This window comes from Streptomyces lomondensis (assembly GCF_014651035.1).
GTDB lineage: Bacteria > Actinomycetota > Actinomycetes > Streptomycetales > Streptomycetaceae > Streptomyces > Streptomyces lomondensis.
In genome coordinates this window covers 1-23326 of the sequence record NZ_BMWC01000026.1, presented here as the reverse complement: position 1 = coordinate 23326, position 23326 = coordinate 1, and the positions used below count along the sequence as shown (strand labels likewise).

Below are 23326 nucleotides of genomic sequence, written 5' to 3'. Positions count from 1 at the left end.
GCAGGTACAGGGCGCACCCGGCGGGCAGCCCCAGCCCCGGTCGTCTGCGCTGTCCTACACCGACGGAGGCGGACTCGGGCGATGGCTCATCCATAGCGACCTGTCACCAGGGGATGGCAGCGACAAAACCAATGGTTCGGAACAAGCGAAAAGGCGTCACCCAAGGGGACTGGATCCGATTGATGGCATGGGCTCAGGTCCCCGCTGAGGACAAGCTCGCTGGGCAGCCCTCGAAGTGGCCTGCTCTACACCTTGAGTCCGTAGCCACCTGCCCTTGACTGGACGCCTGGTTCACGCTGGTCCTACGAGATGGGTGACCTCTGCGGAAGGTTGAACCGGCGCTATCCAGCCGCCGCCGGAACGGTCGGCGGGCCACTGCTCTGCGGCGGAAAGGGAAAAGTCAGTGCCTTTCCGGCCGGTCCGACGCAACGCTTACCCGGCCAGCGTTCCGGCTGTTCGATATATCGATGCCAGATAGTCCTGCCCTGATTCAGCAAGGATTTCCAGCAACGGAGCCTCTTCTTCTTGCTCGAGCGCATGCTGTTCCATACTAGGGGTCGCAATAGCACGAGAAGTAAGTGACTCAAAGTGGAAGGACTCAAGCGCGCTGATACCTGGGCCGCGCGGGTCGAACCGGCCATCAACGATCCTTGTCACACGCTGCTGGAAAAGTGTAATCGCGCCGATGGTCTTGGGGCCCACCAAGCCGTCAACATCGAGGAGGGGAGAAACGTCATTCTGTCCCCTCCAGTCGTTCAGTATAAGCTGCACATAAGCGACATCCGGCTTCGAGTTGGTTCCACCGCTTCCAACCGATCGGCGTAGCGGGGGTTCAGCCGTCGAAGCCAAGACGGCCGCGAAGGCAGGAATAGCGACGGGCGCGACTGCCAAGAGGATATAAATCAAGGCTGCAACGACAGCCTTGATGAGGAGTTTTTCCAGCAACTCCCCGAGGGCCCTATCCAAGCAAAGCTTGTATACCACAATGCCGTTGCGCGGCATATCGGTTGCGAAACGCACCTTGACAGGAACCCCGAACCACGTCCCGTTCCAGACCACCACGTCCACAGCACCGCTGAAAACGGTCCCTCTGCTGTAGACGAGTCCATTCGGGACACACACATCGTCCTCGAACCACTGGGCTTTCTTGACCGCTTTGGTGAGACCGTCGGTCGAGTCGGGTTTTATTTCGTAGAATTCTCGTCTTCCCGGTTCCGTAGTGATTACGTCTGGCACCGGGAAATGCGGGTCACCCGGTTCCTTGCGTGCTAGGCATTGGGCGCGGACATCTGAGGTGAGGAACGGGTTGTGCATGTGCAGATATGCGAGAAGGTGATCGCATCGGTGGAATCCCATGCTTACGTCGAAGAAGTCAGTCTGAAGGGTGCCCGGATTAAGGAATTCTTGACATCCGCCCTTTTCCTCGCAGTAGCGTGCTTTAATGATGAGTTCTGCGACATCTCCGAACAGTGAGGACATTCTGCGCTTGACGCTGTCGGGAGAACCTTCGTACGCCTCGCTAGGTGCAAAGCAGATACTCATGGTCCTCTCCTTTCTGTAATCGCTTCACATCAGGCTTTCGCACACTAGATCACAGCGCATTGCGCGGCGTCGCATACGCGCGTCTGAAATCGGCGCGCTACATCCGGGGTCTTGTTGCTTCAAGGGGGTCCCTTATGTCATCGGATTCCATGTCTTGTGTAATTCCACAGAACATGGGCGCCTCCAAGTGCCACTAAGGCAAAAATAGGGGCTTGTCGCTGCATGGTCTGGCGCACTTTCTTCAGAGTGAAGTAGAGCTAGATCAGCTCGTAACCATCCGAACGGTCCCTGAGGGTGCCCAGAGAGCCCCTGGATTCGATCGGCGACGGCCTTGCCCTGGTTAATTCAAGGAGAACCTGACCCAGCGTTGCCGGGCTTGTCCACTCGGCGCTGGCCTTCAGGCCGACGCTGCCGACGGCGGTGGTGCGCGCGGTGCGCGTGCGGTTAGCCGACGGCATCTGCTGCGGCATAGCCAGTCTGGGCGACTTGCGTGTGCTCGCCTCTCGGTCGACTCGGGTCGTGCTCAAGCTCTTCCCTCTGTGAGACCCGCTACCAACCTAGACCCGGGCCGTCATGCCGGCGTTGACCGAGGCGTTCAGAGTGTGTCACTGCCGCGTTTCTGACGCGTGAGGCGTCGGCCTGTCCGGGCGGCCGGTCAGGTGCAGGCACTGGTGCCTGCCTCGGCGCACTGCGCTGCTGCCTGTGCCAGTCCCGTTCGAGGCATGGCAGTCCCTGCAGAAGATCGGTCATCTGCGGTGACGGGCTTACTCTGAGTTCCCGCTGAAGGTAGGCCTCGTATTGCTTGTAACACTGGACCGCGCTGGCGACGTTGCCCTCCGCGAGATGAATCTCGATGACGATGCGGTGGGCAGTCTCCCGGATCGGATCGATTGCGGTGGCCGCCAACGCAGCTTGGAGGGCGGGCAGGTACTGCTTGGCGGTCAGCAGTCGCTGAGCCAGTCCCTCCAGGGCGTACAGGCGTATTTGGTCCCAGCGTTCGCGGTCCACGTGCAGCCACTCGTCAGGCCACCCCGGCAACAGCTCCCGGGTGAACTCATCTGTGAGCGTCTCACCATCGGAGGGCGGCGGTGCCAGCCCGTCGACGATCTGCCAGGCCGAGTCGCGAATCCGGAGCATATCGACCCGTACCACCGGCGATATCCGAAGGCGTTGCCCGACGCAGTCAACCATTGTGACACAGCAGGCGCGCCGTGCCTGGCACAGTGCCGAGCGCAGGTTGGCCGCAGCGCGGTGGAACGGGTAGTCGGGCCACAGCTGCTCCGCTGCCGCGCCGCGGTGGATGCCGTCGGGCCTGAGGCCTAGGAACGCCAGCAGCCGCTGAGATCCAAGAGGCAGGGGCACCCTGCTACCGCCGCAGGTGAGCTCGAAGGTACCCAGTAGTTCGAGCGATACCTCGTTCGAAGCTTCGTTTCCGCACACGCTCACCACTGTGCCGTCGGCATGTGTCAGGCGCATCCGGTTGGTCCGCTCATTGGCGCAGGTGACGGCGGGGCAAGCATGCTGCTCGCATTCCTTTTTGGGTTCCGCACCAGGCGCCGCTTCCTGCGGCGACGACGAGCCGTTGATGCCTCAGAAACGCTTGAGCAACGCCACTACACCGTCCGCCCCACGTCGCGAAAACAGGGGCGGGGAATGCTCGCGGACAGAAGGATTCAGGATCTCCTTCCTGTGCGGGGACCGCGGATCCGCGGCTTGATATCGCCAAGCAGCACGTCCGCACCCTCTGCGACATCGCCTGAAAAGACTGGCGAATGGGTGGGAGTCGACCCAGAAAGGTAATTTGATGGTCGCCACAAAAGCAGCACCAGCGCGAGCAGCAGAATCGGACGCCGACTACGAGGCGTATTCGACCGTCGTCCAGCTCATGAGCAAGGGAATCTCGGACGGGATCCTCGCCTCCCTCAACAAGCTCAAGGACCCGGAAAGCTTCGCTGCACACGTCAGGGATGCGGCGAGGGAGGAAGGCATAGCGTCGGACGCCGTGCGCGATGCGGACGAGCTGTACGACCGTTTCTGGACGCTGGCCAACGGCGTCGACCTGGACCTGCACTGGCGGAGTAGCTCCGGAGTCCCTGCCCGGTCTGCCATGATCGGGGAGTCCGTGCAGCCAAGCCGGCAGCCTGTCGCTCGATCTGATGGTCAGGCAAGGGCCTCCATCGGAATCAGCGCCTTCGGTATTGGCGTTGGGTTCAGCTGGTAGGTGGCCGACATTCCTGCTCTCGGTGCCGCCTGGTGAGAATTCTCGGGCTATCCACGAGCTCTGGGATTGCGCATCCGGCGACTGGACTCATCAAAGAGACGGGGAATCGGTTCCGGGATGCAGCCGAGCTTTCCGGGATCCCGGAAAGCTCGGCGCAGGTATGCGGCCGTAAGTCCACGCGCTCCGCGTGAGCTTTGGAGAAGCGAAGGCAGGGGTCGGGAAGCAGGACAAATGGTCCGGTCTCTGTGCCGTAACTCAGGTACCGGGCTCACGCTGAACTCCGGCCCCGCAGCGGGGGACGGACCTCCGGCTGCGGGTTCGGGGACCGTGCCGTCACCGGCCAGCGAATTCACCCGACATGAAGAGGCGCGTCATGCCACGTCAGTACTACCAGCGCGGCCAACTCGTCGAAGCCGAACAACTCGACGATGTAGTCGCGGTCAAGATAGGCAGGGAAACCCCCGGTACAGCAGCCGCCGGGGTGGAGGCAGAACTGGGGAGCAGCGCCCTCGATCAGGTACGCGAGGCCGGCGTTGACGACGAGACGACCGAGGCCTTCGCACGCGCGAACTGGGTATTCGTCAGACCCAACCAGCGGACCCAGGAAGCGTTCACCACAGGGGCGGAGCTCCCCGGGGCGGAAGCGGCTGGCAAGGTCATCCAGCGGCCCAACGGCAGGATCGGTATCGCGACCGACGCACTGACTGTCCGGCTGCAGCCGACACTCTCTGAGGACCAGGCCGAACGCGAACTCGAAGCGGTCGGTCTGACCGTTGTCAAAAAACTCGGCTTCGCGAAGAACCTGTATGAGGTGCGCACCACAGCGTCGCAGGACGCCCTCGCGGCCTCCGTCGAACTCCATGAAAACGACCGTTTCGTTTTCGCTGAACCGTCACTCATCGAGCACGTCCCCGCCCGGTTCAGGCCCACCGGTGCCCGGTACCCCCAGCAGTGGCAATGGAGGAACGCCGGCACAAACGGCGGTACACCGGACGCCGACGTTCACATCGAGCCGGCCTGGGACCATACCTTCGGGGCCGGGATTCGGGTCGCCGTTATCGATAACGGCTTCGACGCGGAACACCCGGACCTTGCCGCCGGGCTGGATCCGTTGTCGGGATTCTTCCACGAGGTGGGAGGCGTGGTTTTCGTCCAAGGCACCTCGGGGATGCCCGACAAGGACCACGGTACCTTCTGCGCCGGCCTGGTCGGGGCCCGGCACAACGGGGCGGGCGGAACAGGCGCGGCCCCCGAGTGCAGCCTGATGCTCCTTGCGGTCCTGCCGGACCAGATCGGTTCGCAGACAACGCTCGCCCGCGCTGTGGCATACGCAACGGACCCCTCGACAGAAATTTCCGGGATCGGCCCTGGCAGCGGGGCGGACATCCTGGTCAGCAGCCTGGGCCCGAACGGCGCGGACTGGGATCTCACCAGCACCCTGGACCTCGCTCTCGAATTCGCCGCCGCCAACGGCCGTCAGGGCAAGGGACTGCCGATCTTCTGGGCGGCGAGCAACGGCAGGAACGTCGACATCGCCAAGGACGAAGTGGTCTCCCATCCGGATGTGATCGCCGTGGTGCGATCGACCAACCAGGACAGGGAGGACAATGCGGCACGCGGCCCAAAGGTCGAACTCATCGCACCTGGCGTCAACGTCCTCAGCACCAAGTCCGGCGGCGGCTACGGAACCAACACCGGCACCAGCTTCGCCGCTCCCTGCGCTGCCGGGTGCGCTGCACTGACACTGTCGGTGAACCCCCACCTCACGCGAGACCAACTGCGCGAGGTGATGCACAAGTCGGCTGACAAGATCGGAGGACCGGAAGTCCAGTACGACGCGGCCGGCCACAACGACGACTACGGCTTCGGCCGCGTGAACGCCCATCAGGCTGTCGCGCTCGCCGCGAGGATGAGGCCATGAGCGAGGAACCGGACGTCTTCCGCTGCCACGTCGTCGCCGAGAACGCCGAAGCCCTCAAGGAGTTCCTCCACGAGACACAGGCCGACGTCGGGTGCCGCGCCATCGCGCGCGGCACCCGGGCGGGCGTCGGACTCGACCTCTACTTCCGGCAGGACCAACTCGACCAGGCCAGAGCAGCCAGATCGGCACCGCTGGTGAACATCACCGAAGTCGAGAACGTCACGGAGAACTGGCGTAACCGGAAAGAAGAGGTCGGCGGTGGTGACCGCTTTGCCGACCGGGACGTCGTCCCGCACGGTCTCGGTCGGAAGGAGTGACCGTGTATCTCAATGTGGCCGAGATCGAATCAGCGATCGATAGTTTGCACGACGCCTACCCCGGGCCGACAGAGATCACCACTCCGCCCCACCGCACCCACGAGGGCCGAACAACGCGGCTGTTGCGGGTCGGGACACGGCAGGTCAACGAGGTACCCGCAATCCTGCTGCTGGGCGGGATACACGCCCGGGAGTGGATGCCGCCCGACGCGCTGATCTCGTTGGCAGCAGACCTACTCGAGGCGCACGACTCGGCCACCGGGCTCGGCTACGGGTCGTCGACGTTCACGGCGGCCCAGGTCACGCAGGTTGTCGAGAACTTCAATCTGTTCTTCTTCCCCTGCGTCAACCCCGACGGCCGGGCCTTCAGCCAAACCACTTCCGCGATGTGGCGGAAGAACCGCCGGCCGGCACCTGCAGGGTCCAATGGCCCGTCTTGCGTGGGCGTGGACCTGAACCGCAACTTCGACTTCCTCTGGAACCACACCGCGAAGTTCGCCACGGACGCAGATGTCCACACCTCGGACAACCCGTGCGATCCGCACGTCTACCGAGGACCAGCGGCGGCGTCGGAGCCCGAGACCCGCAACGTTGTCTGGGCGCTCGACAGCAACCCGCAGATCCGGTGGATGGTCGACGTCCACAGCGCGGGCCCGGCGATCCTGCACAACTGGGGCTCCGACCAGAATCAGTCCACCACCCCAACCGACAACTTCCGCAACCCCAATCTCGATGACGTACGGGGGCGGCCAGACGACGGCATCGGCGAGTTCATTCCCGAAGCGGACCTGAAGACCGCGGTCGAACTGTCGGAGCACATGAACGACGCGGCAGGTGCCGTGCGCGGCGTCGATTACGGGGTCGAGGCAGCCTACGGGCTGTACCCCACCTCGGGAACGAGCGACGACTACGCGTACAGTCGCCACTTCACCAACCCGGCCGCCACGAAGGTATTCAGCTACACCATCGAGTGCGGTGACAGGTTCCAACCAGCGTTCAGCGAGGCGGAACAGGTAATCCGGGAGGTCTCGGCCGCGTTGCTGGCACTCGCGCTGAACGCCCCCAACGTGACCAACGGGGCGTAGTGGGCGCTGGCAATTCTCGTAAACGCAAATTGTGCAAGACCGGCGCCTGGAGCTCACCGGGTTCCACGGACCGCTGGTCCTTCCCGAAGGGAGAGTTCGCATGCTGCATGCGCATTGGGGCACGTTTACCAAACAGGCGAGTCTCAAGACTGGCTTGCGCTTCGCGGAGTCCGCGATGAGGCGGCAGGGATTCACGATCTGGGACACGTCCGCCGACAACGATTACCAAGTGATAGGCGGGAACAGCGACGTGATCGCCACAGTGGTCTGCGTTCCCCAATCGGGAAACCTGTGGATGACCGTAAGCGCCTACTCAATGGACTCCGGGCTCGCCGAGCGCACCAGGAACGATGTACGAGCGCACATCGTCAACGCGGTCCTGTTCGATGACCACCAATGAAACGGCGCTACTCGTTCGAGTGCCTCCCCAACCCGTGAGGTCAGGGGGGCGGTGAGGGCAGGAACGGAGTGAACCAGCCGCGCAGTTATAAGGTTCGCTCCGTGCGCCAAAGAGGGCGTCTCACGTGGCAAGTTTCGCGAGCTGTAGCAGGTCAGGGCAGCGGCCAGGCCGAGGAAGTGCGAGCCCTTTCGTTCGTATCGGACGGTCAGGCGGCGGTAGCCGAAGAGCTGGCCCGCACCCGCAGGTGGATCGCCGACGAGGAGCGGCGCGTCGGCGAAGCGCGGCGCCCGACGGCGCCGGAGTGGCTGATCGAGCGCGGTCTGGACCGCAGCAACATCGTCGCCGTCTACACGGGGGAGTGTTGGGACCCGGGCAAGCGGGTGAGGCCGGCGACCAGGGTGCAGGCGCTCGAGGCACTGCGCCATCAGGTGCCGGCGTGCTCGAAGTGCAGGCCGGACACGGTGCTCGGTATCGAGGTCTAGGCGCTGCGCGGCCGGCGCCCGGACGTTTTCTTCGCCGTGGTCTTCTTCGCGGTGGTCTTCTTGGCCGGCTGCTTCTTCGCTGTCTTCTTCTTCGGCAGCTCGTGTACGTCGGCGTCCTCGCCGCGCGAGGCCCGCGCTTTCTGCACGGACTCGTTCAGGGCGGCCATCAGGTCGACGATCTGTCCCGCCTGCGACTCCGGCTCCTGAAGCTTCGGCGGCTCGCGGTGTTCCCGCTTGGCCTCGATGATCTGCGCGAGTGCCTCGGTGTAGGTGTCCTGGAACTCCTCGCCCTCGAGATCTTCGCGGGTCATGGTGTCCAGGAGTGCGAGCGCGCCGTCGATCTCCTCGTCGCTCAGCTCGACGGGCGGCGGCAGCAGTTCCTCCGGCGACCTGATCTCATCCGGCCAGCGCATCGCGTGCAGCACGATCACGTCGTCCCGCACCCGCAGCAGGCCCAGCCTCTCCCGTCCGGACCAGGCGTACTTCGCGAGGGCCACCTTGCTGCTCCGGTCCAGGGCCATGCGCAGCAGCTTGTACGGCTTCGTGGCGACCTGCCCGCTCGGCGCCAGGTAGTAGCCCTCGCCGATCTTGAGGGGGTCGACGGAGTCCAGCGGCACGAAGGCGACGATCTCGATCGCCTTCGCCGTCGGCAGGGGCAGATCCCGCAGCTCCTCGTCGCTGATGGGGATGACCTGTCCCTTGGTCAGCTGGTAGCCCTTGCCGATCTCGCCCTGGTCGACCTCGCGGTCCTCGATCTCGCAGTACTTGCGCACCCGCACCCGGCCATGTCCTCCAGGTGGTACTGGTGGAACCTGATCGAGTGGTCCTCGGTAGCGCTGGCCACGGTGATCGGCACGGTGACCAACCCGAAGCTGATCGCGCCGCTCCAGATGTTCCGGGGCATGACAGACCTCCGTGGCTACCCCGAGCAACACCAGGCTATGAGGGCAATGGCAGCTGCGCACGTGCTCCACGGGGCCCTGGGGGAGAAGTCGTCCTCGGGGCCTGGCCAACCTCAGCGCGATTCACAAAAGCACAATCGGGCTGCCGGTCGCATCCCTCACGCGTGACCCGGCGGGCTGCCTGGCTTCCGGATGCGGCGGGCTGCGGGACTTGCGACCGTGAGAGTGAAGAAGGCGGGTCCAGCCGGGCGAGGACGGAGGTGGCCGTCATGCTCACGGCACACCCTTCGCTCCTGCGGGAGCTCGTTGAACGCTGCGAGACGCTCAGGCGGCGCCTGGCGTCCGACGGTAGCGCGGAGACCAAGCGTCAGCTCGATGACGCGTCGTACACGCTGTGTGTGCTCACGGGCACCCGCCAGTTGGACGCGGCGCTGTCTGCGGCTCGTCGGCAGCTTGCCGACGCCATGTGACGCGAGCAGCCTCTGCGTCACTGAATCGATTCGCGCGCGGCGCTTCTCCAATTGCTGGATACGCAGACCAGGCGGGTGTTGCGGGCCAGTGTCATCCACGGATGCCGCGGGCTGGCTCGACAGCCGAAGGTCTGTGCTGTGGCACGGGCATTGTCAGTGCCGTGCTCTACGGTCCTGATGTCCTCATGGGACCGTTGCGCTCTCGCCTGGCCTTTGGGCTGGCCAGGCGAGAGCGGCGATGCCCGCTTCCCCCTATGTTTCGGCACGGGGACGGGCCCTTCCGGATGGAAGGCCGACACCAACGGCGTCTTGGTCCGGGTCGCCGGCTCTCGCTGGGTGATCGAGGAGTGCTTCCAGGCCGCGAAGAACGAATGCGGCCTGGACCAGTACGAGGTCCGCCGCTACATCGGCTGGTACCGGCACATCACCCTGGCCATGCTCGCCCACGCCTTCCTGACAGCACTCGCAGCCCAGGCCGGTGATGCGGCAAAGGGGGCTGCAGAAACGGATCAGCCCTCGTCCCGCTCACCGTGGCAGAGATACGGCGACTCCTGGACGCTCTCCTGCCCCACCCACGAGCCGACCGCAACGCCGTCACCCACGCACTGAAGTGGTCGGCCTGGAGAAGACGCCGCCAAGCCATCGCCTGCCGCTGCCACTATCGAAAACGGAGCTCAGGATACGAACCGCTGCTGGAGTACTAGTTGAGCCGCCTGGTCACACATAGCCACCGCCGCCGACCAGCGGATTCCGGCGACTTGATCGGCTACACCACTTGGCGGACGCCATCCATCTCCAACGATCACAAACGGGCACTCACCCCCGCCTTCATGCGCGTACCGCCGGGAGATCACCCGACACGGACCTCTGTTCGAGCCACACGTTCCGAGATCGGTTGAGATACGGCTTCTGAGCCTCGGCTCAGTTCGGGGCGGGCCTGATCTTGCCGAGTCCGGCCGAGAACCTGCGGGAGCTGGCCCGGGTGGTGCGTCCCGGTGGCGTGCTCGCACCGTTCCACCCGATCGGCAGGGCGGCACTGGCCGCGCGCCACGGCCGTCCGCTCACCCCGGAGGACACGCGGGCCGGGCCCAACCTCCGCCCGCTGCTGGCCGGTTGCGGGTGGCACATGACGTCGTACACCGACGAGGACACCCGCTTCCTGGCGCTGGCCGTCCGCGAGGGCTGAACCCGCCCTGGAGCGGTCCGCAAGGGCGCTTCGCCCCGCCCGGTGACCGGCGTGCGGAACGGGCCTGCGGACGTGTCCGGAACAAGCGCTCCCACCAGGCCCCGATGTCCGGAACGCGTTCGGAACGTGTCGGATCGCCGCCCCAGCGTTGAACCCAGTGCTCACCCCACCCAAGACTCGTCAGCGTTCATCCCGCCCGCTCACCGGGTCGGGTCCGGACCCCCTCGCCTCCCTATCGGACATCTCCCTCCGGGACGCGAGGGGCTGTCGAAACTAGGAGTGTTCATGCTCAACAGGATCGGCCACCTCGGCACCTCCCTCCTGGAACGGTTCCTCCCCTCCGCCGACGCGGACGCGCTCAGGTGCATCACGCGTTGCAACGCCGAGGGCTACTGGCAGGACTGGTGCTGCGACAACAACGGCAGGAACTGCCGCTGGTACGGCGAGCCGTCGCTCAGCCACTGCTGACGGCGGAGCACCGGTGACCGGGGAGGGCTTACCGCTCGGTGTGCCCTCCCTCCTGTTCTGACGGGGCTCGGGCCAGCGGGGCCCGGGCTCCGAGTGAGGCGGCAATGAACTACTTCGCTTACGGCGTGCGCGGGCTGCTGACCACCGTGTTCCTCATCGCGGTGGCCGGCAAGGTCGGCAGGGCCGGGGCGTTCTCCGCCTTCGCCGACTCGTTACGGCCCCTCGCCGCGGTGTCCGGGCCGGCCGTGCGGGCCGTCGCCCTCGCGGTGGTCGCGGTGGAGGGCGCCGTCTGCCTCGCGTTGACCCTGCCGTACCCCCCTGCGACACTCGCGGGTTTGCTGGCGGCCACCGCGCTTCTCGCGGTGTTCGCCCTGGTCATCGCCCGGTCGGTGGGCAGAGGAACCACCGTGCAATGCCGGTGCTTCGGACGCTCGGCCGCACCTCTGGGCCGGGCGCACGTCGTACGGAACGGGCTGCTGGCGTCCGTCGCCGGGACGGGCGCGGCAGCCGTGGCGACCGGTCCGGCCGGTGGAGCGGACCCCGGGACGGTCGCGGTGGCGTGGTGCGCGGGAGTGATCGCCGGCGGCCTGGTCACCGTGGTGGAGGACCTGGTGAGTCTCTTCCGGCCGGTCGCCCCTTCCATGACTGAGTGACTGAGAGGTGCTGGATGGCTGCTCTGACCTCGGCAGTGGTGCTCGTCGGCATCCTGTGCGTGCTGGACCTGCTGCTCACCATCGGAGTGATCAAGAAGCTGCGGGAGTACGGCCCGGCCGGGCCCGCGATGGAACCGGGCGGGGGGATGACGCCGCTGCGCCCCGGAGAGGAACTGCCCGCCTTCACCGCCGTGGCGGTGGACGGCGCGGTGGTCAGCCGGTCCTCGCTGCCGGACGGGGCACTGATCGCCTTTCTTGCCCCGCACTGCGAGCCCTGCCGGGCGAAGCTGCCCGAGCTCATCGCGTACGCGGCCGCCGAGCCCGGCGGCCGGAACCGGACGCTCGCCGTCGTCGTCGGGGAACCGGAGGAGTGCGAGCGCTTCGTGCGGGAGCTGAGCCCGGTGGCCCGAGTCGTCGTGGAGCCGAGGGGCGGGTCGGTGTGCGAGGCCCTTCGGGTGGACGCCTTCCCTGCGACACTGCGCGTCCGCTCGGATCGGGGCCGCACCGTGGTCAGCGGTCATACGGTAGACCTGGCGCGCGAGGCGGCTCCGCGATGAATCCGTTCGTGCCCGCGCACCGGGGCGGGCTGTTACTGGCCGTCACCCTGGCGGCCGGGGCCGCTCCGGTCGCGTGCGTGCTGTACGCCGTACTGAGTCTGTCCGCCGGTCTGCTGACGGTCGCCGCGGCGTGGCTGACCAAGTCGGTGCTGGACAACCTGGGATCCGACGCGGGGATGAGCGTGCTGCTCGCCCCGGCGCTCGGTCTCACGGTCGTCGGCACCGTCGCCGCCCTGCTGCCGCACGTGTGCCGCTACCTGTCCGCGGAAGTGGATCGGCGTACCGCACTCCGCGCCGACGCCCGGCTCTTCACCAAGGCGGCGGGCTTTCCCGGCCTGAGCCGCTTCGAAGACCCGGACTTCCTGGACCGGCTGCAACTGGCCCGGCAGGGCGGTGGCCGGGTCCCCGCGCAGGTGATGAACGCGGCACTCGGTCTGGCACGGTCCGCGATCACCGTCACCGGCTTCCTGGGTTCCCTGCTGGTGCTCAACCCGGTACTGGCCATCCTGGTGGCCGCCGCCGGAGTGCCGACGCTCTGCGCGGAGATCGCCCTTTCGCGTCGGCGTGCGGGCGTGGCCTGGCGAGTCGGGGCGACGGAGCGGCGGGAATGGTTCTACGGCGGCCTCCTGGCGGACGCCGAGGCGGCCAAGGAGGTGCGCCTCTTCGCCATCGGCGGTTTCCTGCGAGACCGGATGCTCGCCGAGCGGCGGACGGCCAACGCGGCCCGCCGAGCCGTGGACCGGCGCGAGGTCGCCGTGCAATCGGGCCTGGGGCTGCTCGCCTCGCTGATGACGGGCGGGAGTCTGCTGTGGGCGGTGCGCGCCACGTACCAGGGGGAGTTGTCGGCCGGTGACGTCACGCTCCTCGTCGCCGCCATCGCCGGGACCCAGTCCGCGTTCGCCTCGCTGGCGCACGAGGCGGCCCGTGCCAGCGAGTCACTGCTGATCTTCAGCCACTACCGGTACGTGATCGAGGCCCCGCCGGACCTGCTGCTCGCCCCGGAGCCCCGGCCGCTTCCCGCCCTGCGCCGGGGCATCGAGCTGCGCGACGTGTGGTTCCGCTACTCGGAGAGGCACCCATGGGTCCTCAAAGGCGTCAACCTGACCATTCCCCATGGAAATTCGCTGGCCCTGGTAGGACTCAACGGGTCGGGCAAGACGACGCTGGTCAAACTGCTCTGCCGCTTCTACGATCCGACCCGGGGCGCCATCCTGTGGGACGGGGTCGACCTGCGCGAGGTCGATCCGGCGGAGCTGCGCGACCGGATCACCGCGGTGTTCCAGGACTTCATGCAGTACGACCTGACGGCGGCCGAGAACATCGCGCTCGGCGACCTCGGCGCGTTCGACGACGAGGAACAGATCGTCTCCGCCGCGCGGCGGGCCGGGGCGCACGACACCCTCAAGGAGCTGCCGAAGGGCTATCGGACACCGCTCACCCGGACGTTCTTCACGGAGGAAGACAGGGCAGACCCGGAGTTGGGTGTGCTGCTGTCCGGCGGTCAGAGCCAGCGCCTGGCTCTGGCGCGGGCCTTCCTTCGCGGCACGCGGGACCTGATGATCCTCGACGAGCCCTCGGCACGACTCGACGCCGAGGCCGAGTACCAGATCCACGCCTCGATCGCGCGGCACCGCCGGGGGCACACCAGCGTCCTCATCTCCCACCGGATGGGCTCGCTCCGCCATGCCGACGTCATCGTCGTCCTTTCCGGCGGGCGCATCGTCGAGCGCGGCGACCACGCGCGGTTGCTGGCGGTCGGTGGCGAGTACGCGCGGCTCTTCGCCCTCCAGGCCACGGGCTACCTGCCCGACGCCGGACCGTCCGAGGGGGCGGCGCTGACGGAAATGTCACCGTGAACGGCGGGCGGGACGTCTGGATGCCCACGGTGGTGGCCGTCCTCGCGGTCTGCTGGGCGGGCGCCGCCCGCCGTCTGCTCGTCGTCACCGTGCGCGGGACGAGCATGGCCCCGACGCACCACCACGGAGACCGGCTGCTGGTGCGCCGTACGCGCACGGTGCGCCGAGGGCAGGTCGTGGTGGCGCTGCGCCCCCGGTCACCGGCGGTGTGGAGGGAGGACCGGCACAGTCCGCTGATCGTGAAGAGGGTGGCGGCGATGCCGGGGGAACCGGTGCCGTTCGGGTCGGTCCCCCGGCTGGCGAAAGGCCGCGAGGCGCGGGTGCCGACAGGCTGCGTGGTACTCCTCGGCGACAACGCCGCCGCCAGCGTAGACTCACGCCAGCTGGGCTTCTTCCCACTGGGGGACGTGCTCGGGGTGGTGAGCTGGTCCCTGCCCCGGCCCGAGGGCGCGCAGCGGCGGTGAAGGCCGTTGGTTTCCAGCGGTGAGCGAGAGGCCCGGCCGGCCGTCGGCCGCCTTGCCGTCACGGCGATCAATAAACGGTTCCCGGGCATCCAATTCAGTGCGTTCCCCGGCCGTGGCGTGTCCGTGTGGCCCTGCTGCCGAGTCGTTTGCCGAACCACCAGGAGGTCAGGCAGCCAGCGGTGAACACCGCGGCGACAGCGGCGTCGGCCATCTGGTGACGTCCGTCGGTGCCCTCCCCGTCGTTGAGAGCCGGCCCTGGCGCCGCATCCGGGACGGCCGGCGTCCAGGCAGCCCGGACGATCCCGCTGCGCGCCCGCAACCACGCGTCCGTTTCGCCCTCGCCTCCGCAGATCCGCACGAACGCCCGTACGACGTCCTCCCGAGGCAAGGTGGTGCGGCTTAGTACGGTCGCGAGCGTGCTGGAAGGCAACGAGTCGCCGTTCTGCCGCGCGCGAGCCGCGATCTCCCGGTACGTCAGCCCGGACCACGCCTTGAGTGCACGCATGCGGTCCACGAACGACCGGGGGTCGGATACGTCGTCGGGGCGGGGCGGACAGTGATGCCTCATCTTGTGGCCTCTCGTGAGGGGGCGGCGGAAACGCCGGCACGACGGTGCAGCCCGATGGTGACCATCGGCTTTCTCGGCCGCAAGACACCTGCGGCCCCCTTGGTGTCCCGGACACCGATCACCGCTGTCACCTGCGCGTTCTGAACTGTCCCGGACGGCCCGGCGGGCTTTCCGGCCGCTCGGGGCGGTGCTCGCCAGCGGTCACGTAGCCCGGACGACGTCCGTCGCCGGGCGGGGGGAGTTCGACTACTCGTCGCTGACCTGCCCCGTGCCGATGGGGTCGCGCGACATGAACGCTGTGGAGACGCGCTTTGGGTGTGGCCTGCCCGTTCCGGAAGTGACCGCGAGTGCTGACCACCCGCCGGTCGCGGGGAGTTGACGACTCGATCGCGTTGACAGTGCTGCGTTCCAGGTGTCGGGCCGTCAAATCTTGGGGTAGGTCAGGGTGCGGATTCGATGATGAATTGCTGACTGGGCTCACCTCGACAGGGGCCCATCCTTACCTCAGTGCCTTCAGATGGTGCCGTGCCCGTGATGCCGACGCATCCTTCGCCGCTCACCCGAAGCACGTAGCGGCTGCTTCCCTCCGGTCCGGTGGGCTCGATCCGGAAGCGGCTGGATTGTTCACAGGCTTCCCACGGTTCCAGCAGGCCCGCCACCGGCTTCGCTGCCAGCGCCTTCAGACAGCCCTTGCCGTGGTCGGGGTGGTACCACTGGATCCGGAAGGAGTTTCCGCCCAGTGGTTCCAACAGGGTCTCCTGGGGCGCCACTTCGTCGCACGGCCGCTGCACAGCCACGAAAGGCTCATAGCCCTGAACGCGCCCGTCCGTCACACAGAGGCCTTCCGCCAGAACAGGTCGGATCCGCACGCGTCCTGAGGGCAGGCTGGGCCAGACACTGGGTGAGGCCGAAACCCCGCCCCCAGCTTGTCTGTTGCTGTCCGATTCGCCGTAGGAGACCCACATCCATACGCTGGCGGCCAGCGAGACCGTTACGACCACTGACACCAGGAGGGCCAATCCCCCGCGGGAGGTGGGGAGCGAAAGAATCCACCGGGCAGGTCTCCTGATACCGCTTTCACTCGCCTGGCCATCCCGGCCGGCGAGTTCCTCCCAGGCTTCGAGCCACTGCGCCGCCCGCTCTCCATCACCACAGGCACGCACGAAGGCGGCCAGCAATTCCAAGCGGGGTGAGGTCTTGCCGCCAAGCACATTGGCGAGGGTGCTGCGAGGTAGTACCTCACCGCGCGCAGCGGCCTCTTTCTCCAACTGCCGATACGTCAGCCCGGAACGCTCCTTGAGTTGGCGCAAGGCGGCGATGAAACCGGCGATGTCCTCGATCTGCTGCGGATCTAATTCTCCCGTCCTTCGCATGCAGACATCCTGGTTCGGTCCCTGAGTACCGGCAAGATGAGTACCGGGCTTGCCGGCGAGTCCCGGACAGGATCCCGAGGGCGTCCTGACCAGGCTGGATGGCGGTGTGCGGGCTGAGCTGACGCACGCTACATGCACCCATCCCAAGGTGCTCCTGGCTGCGTGCGGTCGTCGGGTGCCACGCCACCCGCTTCCTGGAAAGCCTCCTGTGCCCGCCGCCCCCGACCGACGAAGGGAACACCTCGTGACCGGCATGAAGAACTCCTTTCCAGAGCCCTGCTCGTCCGCGAGCGCACCATGCCCCGCGACATCGTCCCCCCGCGGACCTCTGCGCCAGCAGCCGAGGACGCTGCCGAAGCCGCCCAGAACGCCCCGGGCGGCGGCCGCCACGCCGCGGCTGAAGACCTGCGCGCCCTGTGCGAAGCCCTCGTCCGGCATACCCCGCCACGCACGATGGCCAGGTTCGTCACCCACCAGGTTCCCGAACCTCGCGCCGCCGCCCTGGTCCTCGCCTGCGTCCTGCAGCTGACCGACACCAACGAGGGCGCCCGCTTCTGGTGGCAGTACGCCGCCGGCGCCGGACAAGCCGCCGCCTACTGCCTCTACCTGCATCACCTGGCGCTCGGCGAGCGGGATACCGCGGCCTTCTGGCACCGCCAGACCGATGACGTCCAGCCCCCGCCCGAACGGCCGGCATTCGACGACGGCGGCACCTGGCACCCGGCAGACCACCGCATCACCAGCACCTCCACCACCCACTTCATGCGTATCTTGCGCCATCTCGCCAAGCAGACCGTCCGCTCCCGACCCGCTGGCGTGAGCAAGCTCATGGCCTACATCCCCACTGCCGTCACCGCGGGCTACCTTCGTGAACCCGATACCGAGCTGCCTCTGCCCGGGGGTGAGTTCGCCCGCCGCATCAACAGCTTCCTTACACCGGGCGAGCGTCCTTCCGTCTGGGACAGCCGGCGGGGAATCCCAGAAAGATGACCGAAGCGCGGCTGCCCAATGTGGGCGCCGGCTCGTCCGGCAGCCCTGGCCGGTCCGGCCGATAGTTTTGTGCCTGAACGGCGCAGGCCCGTCATTTTCATGCTGGCGCAAACTTTCACGCGGCATTCGGGGAGACGTGGCACAGGCCCGGTTTTTTTCAGCCCCGGTGAGCGACTTCGGTCCGCCTTGGCCGAGATCACCAGCCGTTCTGCAAAGAGGAGTTACGCTCGGTCCGATGGCTGAGGCTCCTCACCTCCCGCCCGAACGTATGCATGTCGTCGTCTGATCAATTCTGAACGGAGTCCTTGGTGTCCCAAGATTTCACCCTTCTCGTGGTGGCCGCAGCGGTCCTGGCGGTGCTGGGTCTGCATCTGGTCATGGCAAGGAGGGGAGCGGTCTGGCTGGGCGCCGTCGTGCCATGCCTGTGGATCGCCGCCGTCGTGGTGATGGCCGTTCAGGACCGGCTTGATCTGCGGTCGTCCCTGGTGTCGGTGGCCGGCCTGGTCATGCTGCTGTGGATGTGGTCGGGCGGACGGCAGGCCAGAAGGAAGGCCGAGGCGGACAGGTCCCCGGGCTCGACGCGGCAGACGCCATGAGCCCTCGAACACTGGCTGATGAGCCGGAGACGGAAGCCTTGGCTGTCACGGAACCGGATGCCACTGCGCGGCAACTGGACAGGCGGTCGGTGCTCTTCTGGCAGGTAGAGAACGCGGTCGGCGCCGTCCTGGTGCTCGCCCTCGCCGTCGTCCTGTCCCAACTTTCACTGCTCTCGCCGGCGTGGCGCAGCTGGATCTACTTCCTCGCGGTCGGCAGCCCTGGCGTTCGCAGTGTTCGACGCCCTCGTACTGATTCCGCTCCGCTACCGGTACTCCCGGTACACGCTGACAGCGGACTGCGTCGTCGTCGAGCGGGGCCGCCTGTGGAAGCGGCGCCAGGTGTATCCGCTGTCTCGCATCCTGTACTGCGAGACCCGCCATCGAGATCCGCCTGGACGCCGTCCGTGACCTGGCCCTCCACCTCTACGCCGAGGGCCACGTGCACTGGGCGAGTGTCACCACCGCGCAGCTGGAATCCTTCCTGTCCCTCGCCCCGGCCCGCCGTGCTCCCCGCCTCGCGGGGCTGCGTCAGTTCTTCGCCTATGCCCACCGCTCCAAGGCGGTCCTCCACAACCCCGCCGACCCGGTAACCGCGGTGCAGCAACGGGGATTTCATGGACCTACCCTTGCACTGGCTCAGCAGCGAGCCCTGTACAGGCGGTGGACCACCAAGCAGGACATCCACCCGCACGAGGCCTTCATCGGACTCGCCACCCTGCTCCACGCAGCAACCATCACCGAGCTACGCCTGCTCACCGACACCGGAATCGACCCTGATCACCAGAGCGTTCAGTTTCCCGGCAGGTCAGTGGCCCTCCCTCTGGACGACGCGACCTGGGGGGCCCTGCAGCGCTGCCAAGAACATCGACGCCGCCTCGGCTCGGACAACCCCCACCTGCTCGTCACACGCCTCACCCGGACGCGCCGCGGCCCCGCCGGCGCCGCTCACGTCCGCGACAGCCTCGCCCCCGTCGGTCTACTGCCACGCATCCTGCGCTCCACCCGCCTGCTCACCCTCGCAGACGAACTCGACATCAAGGTACTCACCACATCGCTGGGCATGTCCTACGCAGGAGTCGCCCACTACCGGCCCGGAACAACGCCGCCGGCCAGCTTCATGTGACAGACCAGCACCCATCGCCCTGGGATTTTGTGTACTGCCTCCGGCCAGTTCAGGCATGGCCAAGAAACAAGCCTGCGCAGACCAGGTTCGTACGCGATACGTACGCGACAGGTACGCCATACTCCGGAGGTGTTCCATGTCCGAGTTGTTCGACGCGGTCGATGCGCTGGTTGCGTCCCGGTCTCCGCTGCCGCCCCCGACGGAACGTAAGCGGCTGCGTAGCGCTTGCGCCAGCATCTCCTGTTCGACGCCGCACAGCTCTGCCAAGAATTGCCGTCCCGCCGCGTTCAGCAGCATCTGTTGCCGGTGGGGGCAGGAGCGACACGATTCTTACGCCACCCGCCCCGTGTTTGGTACGCGAAACGTACGCTTCCCGCTTAGGGTTGCGGGAAGGCCGCTGACGCCTGGGCAGCCGCGCGGCAGAACCTCTATGTCCAGCGCATTCCGATGGCGGAGAGCTGTTCCACGCGTTGCGGCGACAGTGTCGCGGCGCGTGAGCGTTGGTTGTTGATCCATGCCCCCAGCTTGATCTCTCGCTGCTCCTGGTCCTGGCCGTCCTCGTGGCCGTCCGCGTCCCCGTCCCCGCTGCCGACGATGATCCGTTCGGTGTGTTTGCGTGGTACGCGGAGGTGTCCTTCGCGTTGGTAGTACTGGCGGGCGGCGGTGTAGTTGAGGGCCCATTTGTCGGCCTGCGAACGCCGCGGTTTGGGCTTCTCGTGCTCGTCGGCGGGTTGGATGTCGAGGATGTGTTCGCACATCCACTGCTGCACGGTGGTGAGCTTGTCCCACCCGAGCCGGACCGACCGCACCCACCGGCCAAGGTCCTCGCCCTGGCGTACGACGTCACCCGGCGACGTCGGCAGTGCGCCGCCTTCGTCCAGGTGCAGCCTGGTGAGGTGGAAGGCCCGCTGCCATTCCACCGGCCAGGTCGGGCACCAGGACGGGTCGATGTCTTCCAGCTGTTCGCGTCGTTCGGCCGAGAGCACCCAGGCCGAGGTCGGCTTCACCGGCAGTCCCTCCGCCTGCCGTTGCTCGGCCTGGATGCCCCGGCGGGCGGCGGCCCTGGCGTTCTTGAGGAAGATCCCGACCTTGTAACCCTGGTGGGTGGCGTCCAGCGGCGCCAGCAGGTGGCCGTGTTCCTCTGCCCACCCGCGCGCCGCCGCGAGGCCCTCTTCCCATGCGACGTCGTAGTGCGACCAGACCATGCCGAGGCGCTCCAGCTGCGCGACGCGGTCCTCATCCATGTCCCCGCGGGCGTAGAACCTCCTGTTGTCGGCGATCCATTGCCCCAGTGGGAACGCGGCGAGGGAGGCTGGCCACCCCTCGGCTTCCGCCTCCTGGTCGTCGACGGCGGGCACCCGGTAGGTGAAGGGGACCTTGAGGTCGCCGTGCTGGCGGGCGTAGATGGCGGCGGCTTCGATGCCGCGCCGCCAGTGCTCGTGTTCGGGGTTGAGGACCCGCAGGTTGATGAAGGCGGCCAGCTGGGCGGGGTCACGCGGGGTGCTGAACTTCAGCAGCTCTCTGGCTGGCACCGACAGTCGGTCGCTTCGGTCGCTCTCGGCCCCCTCGCCTTCCTCTCCGCTGCGGCTCTGCACGCCCCTGACACGGCTTGGTGCTTGTTGCTCGGCGAGCTGCTCCACGATGCGGGCGTCATGCGCCCTGAGCGCTTCCAGCAGCTTGGCCAGGCCGCCGAACGCCCGGGAAGTGAGCATGTTGTCCGGAGTCTCTCCGGGCCCGAGCAGGACGGGCACGACCAGCGACGCCGTCTTGCCTTCGTCGGGTTGCATGCGCAGTGCGCGGCCGACGGCTTGGACGAGGTCGGGCATGGAGCCGCGGACGTCGGCGAAGTACACGGAGTCACAGTGGGATGTATCGATGCCTTCGCCGAGCACGCGAACGGACCCGAGGAACGTCTTCTCCACCACGGTGCCGTCAGCGGCGATTCCTCTGGAGAACTCGTCCAGGACGCGGCGCCGGTGGAGCGGCTTGTGCTCGCCGCAGAGCCAGTTGGCCCAGATGGTTTTGGGATACAGCTTGGGGTCGGTGGCGTGCAGGCGCTTGGCGACGTCGCCAAGGCCGGCCGCGAAAGCCTCGGCCTCCTTCACGACGTGGTGGAAGACCAGCGTGCGGCGGAAGCCTTCTTCGGCCGATGCCTTCACCAGGGCGGTCTGCAGGGCGGCGAGCCGGGCCCCGCGGACCTGGTCCGACCGCCCCTCGGCACCGAGCAGCATGGCGGCTTGGAGTTGGGTGTCGGTGATGTCCACGCACACCACCTGATAGGGGGCACAGATCCCGCGGTCGATGGCCTCCGAGAGCGTCAACGTGAACGCCCTGCTGCCGAACGGCCCGTCCGGGTCGTCTTCCATGCTCGCCACCAGCTCACCTGGCGCGCCCTGCTCGGCGTCCTCGTCCAGTTGCCACAGCCGGGGGGTGGCGGTCATGTAGAGGCGGCGCAGGGAGGGGATGCGGGTGTTGTCGTGGACGACCGCCCACGGCCTGCCGATCCGGCCCGAAACCCGGTGTGCCTCGTCCACGACGATCAGCGACCAACCCGGAAGGCCCGCGGCGTGCGCGCGTTCCAGCGTGCCGAGCCCGAGCGAGGCGTACGTGGCGAAGACGGTGACCTTGTCGAGCGGTCGCACCCAGTCGACCAGCTCGCCCACGTCCGTGGTGTTAGGGAAGGACGCCTCCCCACCGCGCAGGGACGAGACCCCGATCATCGGGCCTGTGCGGCCCCCCTCGCGCCACGCGGCCTCGGTCTGGGCGAGCAGGTCCAGCGAGGGCACGAGGACGAGCACCCGACCCGCGTGTAGTTCCTCCGCACTGCGGACAGCGACGAGGCTCTTGCCCGATCCGGTCGCCATGATCACCTGAGTGCGGAGCCCCCGCCCGGGCACAGTAGATCTTGCAGGCAATTCGAGTGCCTGGAGTACCGCGTCCACGGCTTCCCACTGGTGGGCACGGAGTTTCTTCATCGCCATTCCGCTCTGCCTTCTCGTGCAAGCTGGACGAAGGGCTGCACCCCGCATGACGCCAGAACACCCTTGGAGGCTCCGCAAGGTGGACCGAGGCCTCTGCGCCGAGATCCCGGATCTACATTGATCTAGAACGGAAGATCACACGCGGGGAGCTCCTGATGCCTGCAGAGCTGGAGCCATCTGATTCCAGAGTCTATCGCACTACAAAAACGAAGCATCTCTCCTCCGTAATCGTGCATCAACACTGGCGAATCAGCGCTGAGCAGATGGGTACTCCGTTCTTTTCATCGCCTGCCTACCGTGGAGTGTCATGACACAGAAGACTGAAGACGAGATGGGTAACCGGTTCTGCAAAGCGTGCGGTACACCGGCCGAAGACGGGAGGCTGTGCAAGGACTGCGGCACCGTTTTGGACCTTCCTGATGAGGCGGGTCTGGTGGAAGACCAAGGTGCGGGAGTGCGACGTGATTTCGAGGGACGGACCGGGGCGCGAGACCAAGGGTGACCCCGGACCAGCCGGTACGCATGCCGTGCGCGCCCTTCTCCTGGCCGCTTCGCCGACCCCTTCTCGCCACCGGCTTCGGACAACGCGAAGCGCGAGCTGCGTCCCTGCCCATGTCTGTGGGGGCGGAGGCGGGGCATACGGGCTTCACCCCTACGAGAGGAGCGTGTTCATGCTCGGCATAGTCGCGGCGGTGTTGTTCTTCGTAGCGTTCTTGATCAATGCGGCCGACCTCAGCACGAATGATGTGTTCTCCTCGACAAACGTCATGCTGCTGGGGCTGATGGCGCTGGCACTGCATGTGGCCGGAGTCGGTACTGGCTTGGCCCGGAGACGTTGACCTCCCGGCCCCTGCAGGCCTCGTGACAGCTCGTCATCAGGCCTGCAGGGGCCGGTCCGAGCAAGGCATGCCGCTCCTGCAGCCAGCCCGGCTCGCGCTAGCGGGCCGCAACGGTCCTGGAGGCGGAGCCGGAAGGACCGCTAGGCGGGGGAGCGCAGCGGACCCGCCGGCTTGGGCTGGAGCAAAGCGGAAGCCCGATAGCGGGACGAAGTCCCGCCGCTCCGGGAGCGCAGCGAACGGGGCGGCAACTAGACTGCGCAGCAGTCCGGTTGGAGGGGTGCGCAGCATCCCTCCAACGCTCCCGCGGAGCGGGAGCGTAACCACCGCGCGCA

General features: G+C 67.0%; 22 protein-coding genes and 3 pseudogenes. 19 read left to right on the top strand and 6 right to left on the bottom strand.

What is annotated here, in order from left to right; genetic code table 11:
• Positions 1–432 precede the first annotated feature (432 nt).
• Positions 433–1542 (bottom strand): peptidoglycan-binding domain-containing protein, encoded by a 1110-nt coding sequence (locus IE255_RS38420; protein WP_190055074.1) that lies wholly within the window; start codon positions 1540–1542, stop codon positions 433–435.
• Positions 1543–2091: 549 nt separating this feature from the next.
• The gene (locus tag IE255_RS38415; protein WP_190055073.1) at positions 2092–3018 is read right to left on the bottom strand and encodes an AfsR/SARP family transcriptional regulator; all 927 of its coding nucleotides are present in this window, start codon (positions 3016–3018) and stop codon (positions 2092–2094) included.
• Positions 3019–3346: 328 nt separating this feature from the next.
• Between IE255_RS38415 and IE255_RS38410 the strand changes: the two genes are divergently transcribed.
• The 6 genes from IE255_RS38410 to IE255_RS39815 all read left to right on the top strand — a co-directional run bounded on the left by IE255_RS38410 (position 3347) and on the right by IE255_RS39815 (position 7968).
• Positions 3347–3763: a hypothetical protein gene (locus IE255_RS38410; RefSeq protein WP_190055072.1), complete on the top strand. Its 417-nt coding sequence runs from the start codon at positions 3347–3349 to the stop codon at positions 3761–3763.
• A 373-nt stretch (positions 3764–4136) separates the two neighbouring features.
• Positions 4137–5684: a S8 family serine peptidase gene (locus IE255_RS38405; protein WP_190055071.1), complete on the top strand. Its 1548-nt coding sequence runs from the start codon at positions 4137–4139 to the stop codon at positions 5682–5684.
• Positions 5681–6001 (top strand): hypothetical protein, encoded by a 321-nt coding sequence (locus IE255_RS38400; RefSeq protein ID WP_190055070.1) that lies wholly within the window; start codon positions 5681–5683, stop codon positions 5999–6001. Before IE255_RS38405 ends, IE255_RS38400 begins: the two co-directional genes overlap by 4 nt.
• A 2-nt stretch (positions 6002–6003) precedes the next feature.
• The gene (locus IE255_RS38395) at positions 6004–7086 is read left to right on the top strand and encodes a M14 family metallopeptidase (protein WP_190055069.1); all 1083 of its coding nucleotides are present in this window, start codon (positions 6004–6006) and stop codon (positions 7084–7086) included.
• 100 nt (positions 7087–7186) lie between these two features.
• On the top strand, positions 7187–7486 hold the full coding sequence (locus tag IE255_RS38390; protein ID WP_190055081.1) for a hypothetical protein: 300 nt from the start codon (positions 7187–7189) through the stop codon (positions 7484–7486).
• 176 nt (positions 7487–7662) lie between these two features.
• Positions 7663–7968, top strand: coding sequence for a DUF6233 domain-containing protein (locus IE255_RS39815; RefSeq protein ID WP_229906793.1), 306 nt, complete (start codon positions 7663–7665; stop codon positions 7966–7968).
• Here the strand turns inward: IE255_RS39815 and ku are convergent.
• A pseudogene (gene ku, locus IE255_RS38380) lies at positions 7965–8872 on the bottom strand (non-homologous end joining protein Ku). The gene IE255_RS39815 and the pseudogene ku sit on opposite strands and share 4 nt — an antisense overlap.
• A 267-nt stretch (positions 8873–9139) precedes the next feature.
• Between ku and IE255_RS38375 the strand changes: the two are divergent.
• The 8 genes and pseudogenes from IE255_RS38375 (at position 9140) to IE255_RS38340 (ending at position 14524) form a co-directional block, all read left to right on the top strand.
• Complete coding sequence (locus IE255_RS38375) at positions 9140–9340, top strand: DUF5133 domain-containing protein (RefSeq protein WP_190055068.1); 201 nt, start codon at positions 9140–9142, stop codon at positions 9338–9340.
• Positions 9341–9631: 291 nt separating this feature from the next.
• Positions 9632–9949, top strand: a pseudogene (locus IE255_RS38370) (IS701 family transposase); the annotation flags it as partial.
• Positions 9950–10259: 310 nt separating this feature from the next.
• A pseudogene (locus IE255_RS38365) lies at positions 10260–10526 on the top strand (SAM-dependent methyltransferase); the annotation flags it as partial.
• A 285-nt stretch (positions 10527–10811) separates the two neighbouring features.
• Entirely contained in the window at positions 10812–10994 is a 183-nt protein-coding gene (locus IE255_RS38360) for a hypothetical protein (protein WP_190055067.1), read from the top strand.
• 104 nt (positions 10995–11098) lie between these two features.
• Positions 11099–11647 carry a MauE/DoxX family redox-associated membrane protein gene (locus IE255_RS38355; RefSeq protein WP_190055066.1) on the top strand — a complete coding sequence of 183 codons (549 nt, stop codon included), beginning with the start codon at positions 11099–11101 and terminating at the stop codon, positions 11645–11647.
• A 14-nt stretch (positions 11648–11661) separates the two neighbouring features.
• A complete protein-coding gene (locus IE255_RS38350; RefSeq protein WP_190055065.1) occupies positions 11662–12204 on the top strand; it encodes a TlpA family protein disulfide reductase in 543 nt (180 codons plus the stop codon).
• Positions 12201–14060: an ABC transporter ATP-binding protein gene (locus IE255_RS38345; protein ID WP_190055064.1), complete on the top strand. Its 1860-nt coding sequence runs from the start codon at positions 12201–12203 to the stop codon at positions 14058–14060. The genes IE255_RS38350 and IE255_RS38345 overlap by 4 nt, the downstream gene beginning before the upstream one ends.
• Complete coding sequence (locus tag IE255_RS38340; RefSeq protein ID WP_229906792.1) at positions 14057–14524, top strand: S26 family signal peptidase; 468 nt, start codon at positions 14057–14059, stop codon at positions 14522–14524. The genes IE255_RS38345 and IE255_RS38340 overlap by 4 nt, the downstream gene beginning before the upstream one ends.
• A 94-nt stretch (positions 14525–14618) precedes the next feature.
• On the opposite strand, the gene IE255_RS38335 is transcribed toward IE255_RS38340, so the two are convergent.
• Positions 14619–15029, bottom strand: a complete 411-nt coding sequence (locus tag IE255_RS38335; protein WP_190055063.1) for a helix-turn-helix domain-containing protein — start codon at positions 15027–15029, stop codon at positions 14619–14621.
• A gap of 503 nt (positions 15030–15532) precedes the next feature.
• Positions 15533–16465, bottom strand: a complete 933-nt coding sequence (locus tag IE255_RS38330; RefSeq protein ID WP_190055062.1) for an RICIN domain-containing protein — start codon at positions 16463–16465, stop codon at positions 15533–15535.
• 297 nt (positions 16466–16762) lie between these two features.
• Between IE255_RS38330 and IE255_RS38325 the strand changes: the two genes are divergently transcribed.
• The 4 genes from IE255_RS38325 (at position 16763) to IE255_RS38315 (ending at position 19174) form a co-directional block, all read left to right on the top strand.
• On the top strand, positions 16763–17455 hold the full coding sequence (locus IE255_RS38325) for a hypothetical protein (RefSeq protein ID WP_190055061.1): 693 nt from the start codon (positions 16763–16765) through the stop codon (positions 17453–17455).
• A 335-nt stretch (positions 17456–17790) separates the two neighbouring features.
• Positions 17791–18051: a hypothetical protein gene (locus IE255_RS38320; protein ID WP_190055060.1), complete on the top strand. Its 261-nt coding sequence runs from the start codon at positions 17791–17793 to the stop codon at positions 18049–18051.
• 231 nt (positions 18052–18282) lie between these two features.
• Positions 18283–18459, top strand: a complete 177-nt coding sequence (locus IE255_RS40675; RefSeq protein ID WP_505016485.1) for a PH domain-containing protein — start codon at positions 18283–18285, stop codon at positions 18457–18459.
• Positions 18460–18490: 31 nt separating this feature from the next.
• On the top strand, positions 18491–19174 hold the full coding sequence (locus IE255_RS38315) for a site-specific integrase (protein WP_190055059.1): 684 nt from the start codon (positions 18491–18493) through the stop codon (positions 19172–19174).
• A gap of 428 nt (positions 19175–19602) precedes the next feature.
• Here the strand turns inward: IE255_RS38315 and IE255_RS38310 are convergent, their stop codons facing one another.
• Positions 19603–22155 carry a DEAD/DEAH box helicase gene (locus IE255_RS38310; protein WP_229906791.1) on the bottom strand — a complete coding sequence of 851 codons (2553 nt, stop codon included), beginning with the start codon at positions 22153–22155 and terminating at the stop codon, positions 19603–19605.
• A gap of 671 nt (positions 22156–22826) precedes the next feature.
• Here IE255_RS38310 and IE255_RS38305 point away from each other — a divergent pair.
• A complete protein-coding gene (locus IE255_RS38305; protein ID WP_167551655.1) occupies positions 22827–22994 on the top strand; it encodes a hypothetical protein in 168 nt (55 codons plus the stop codon).
• Positions 22995–23326 lie beyond the last annotated feature (332 nt).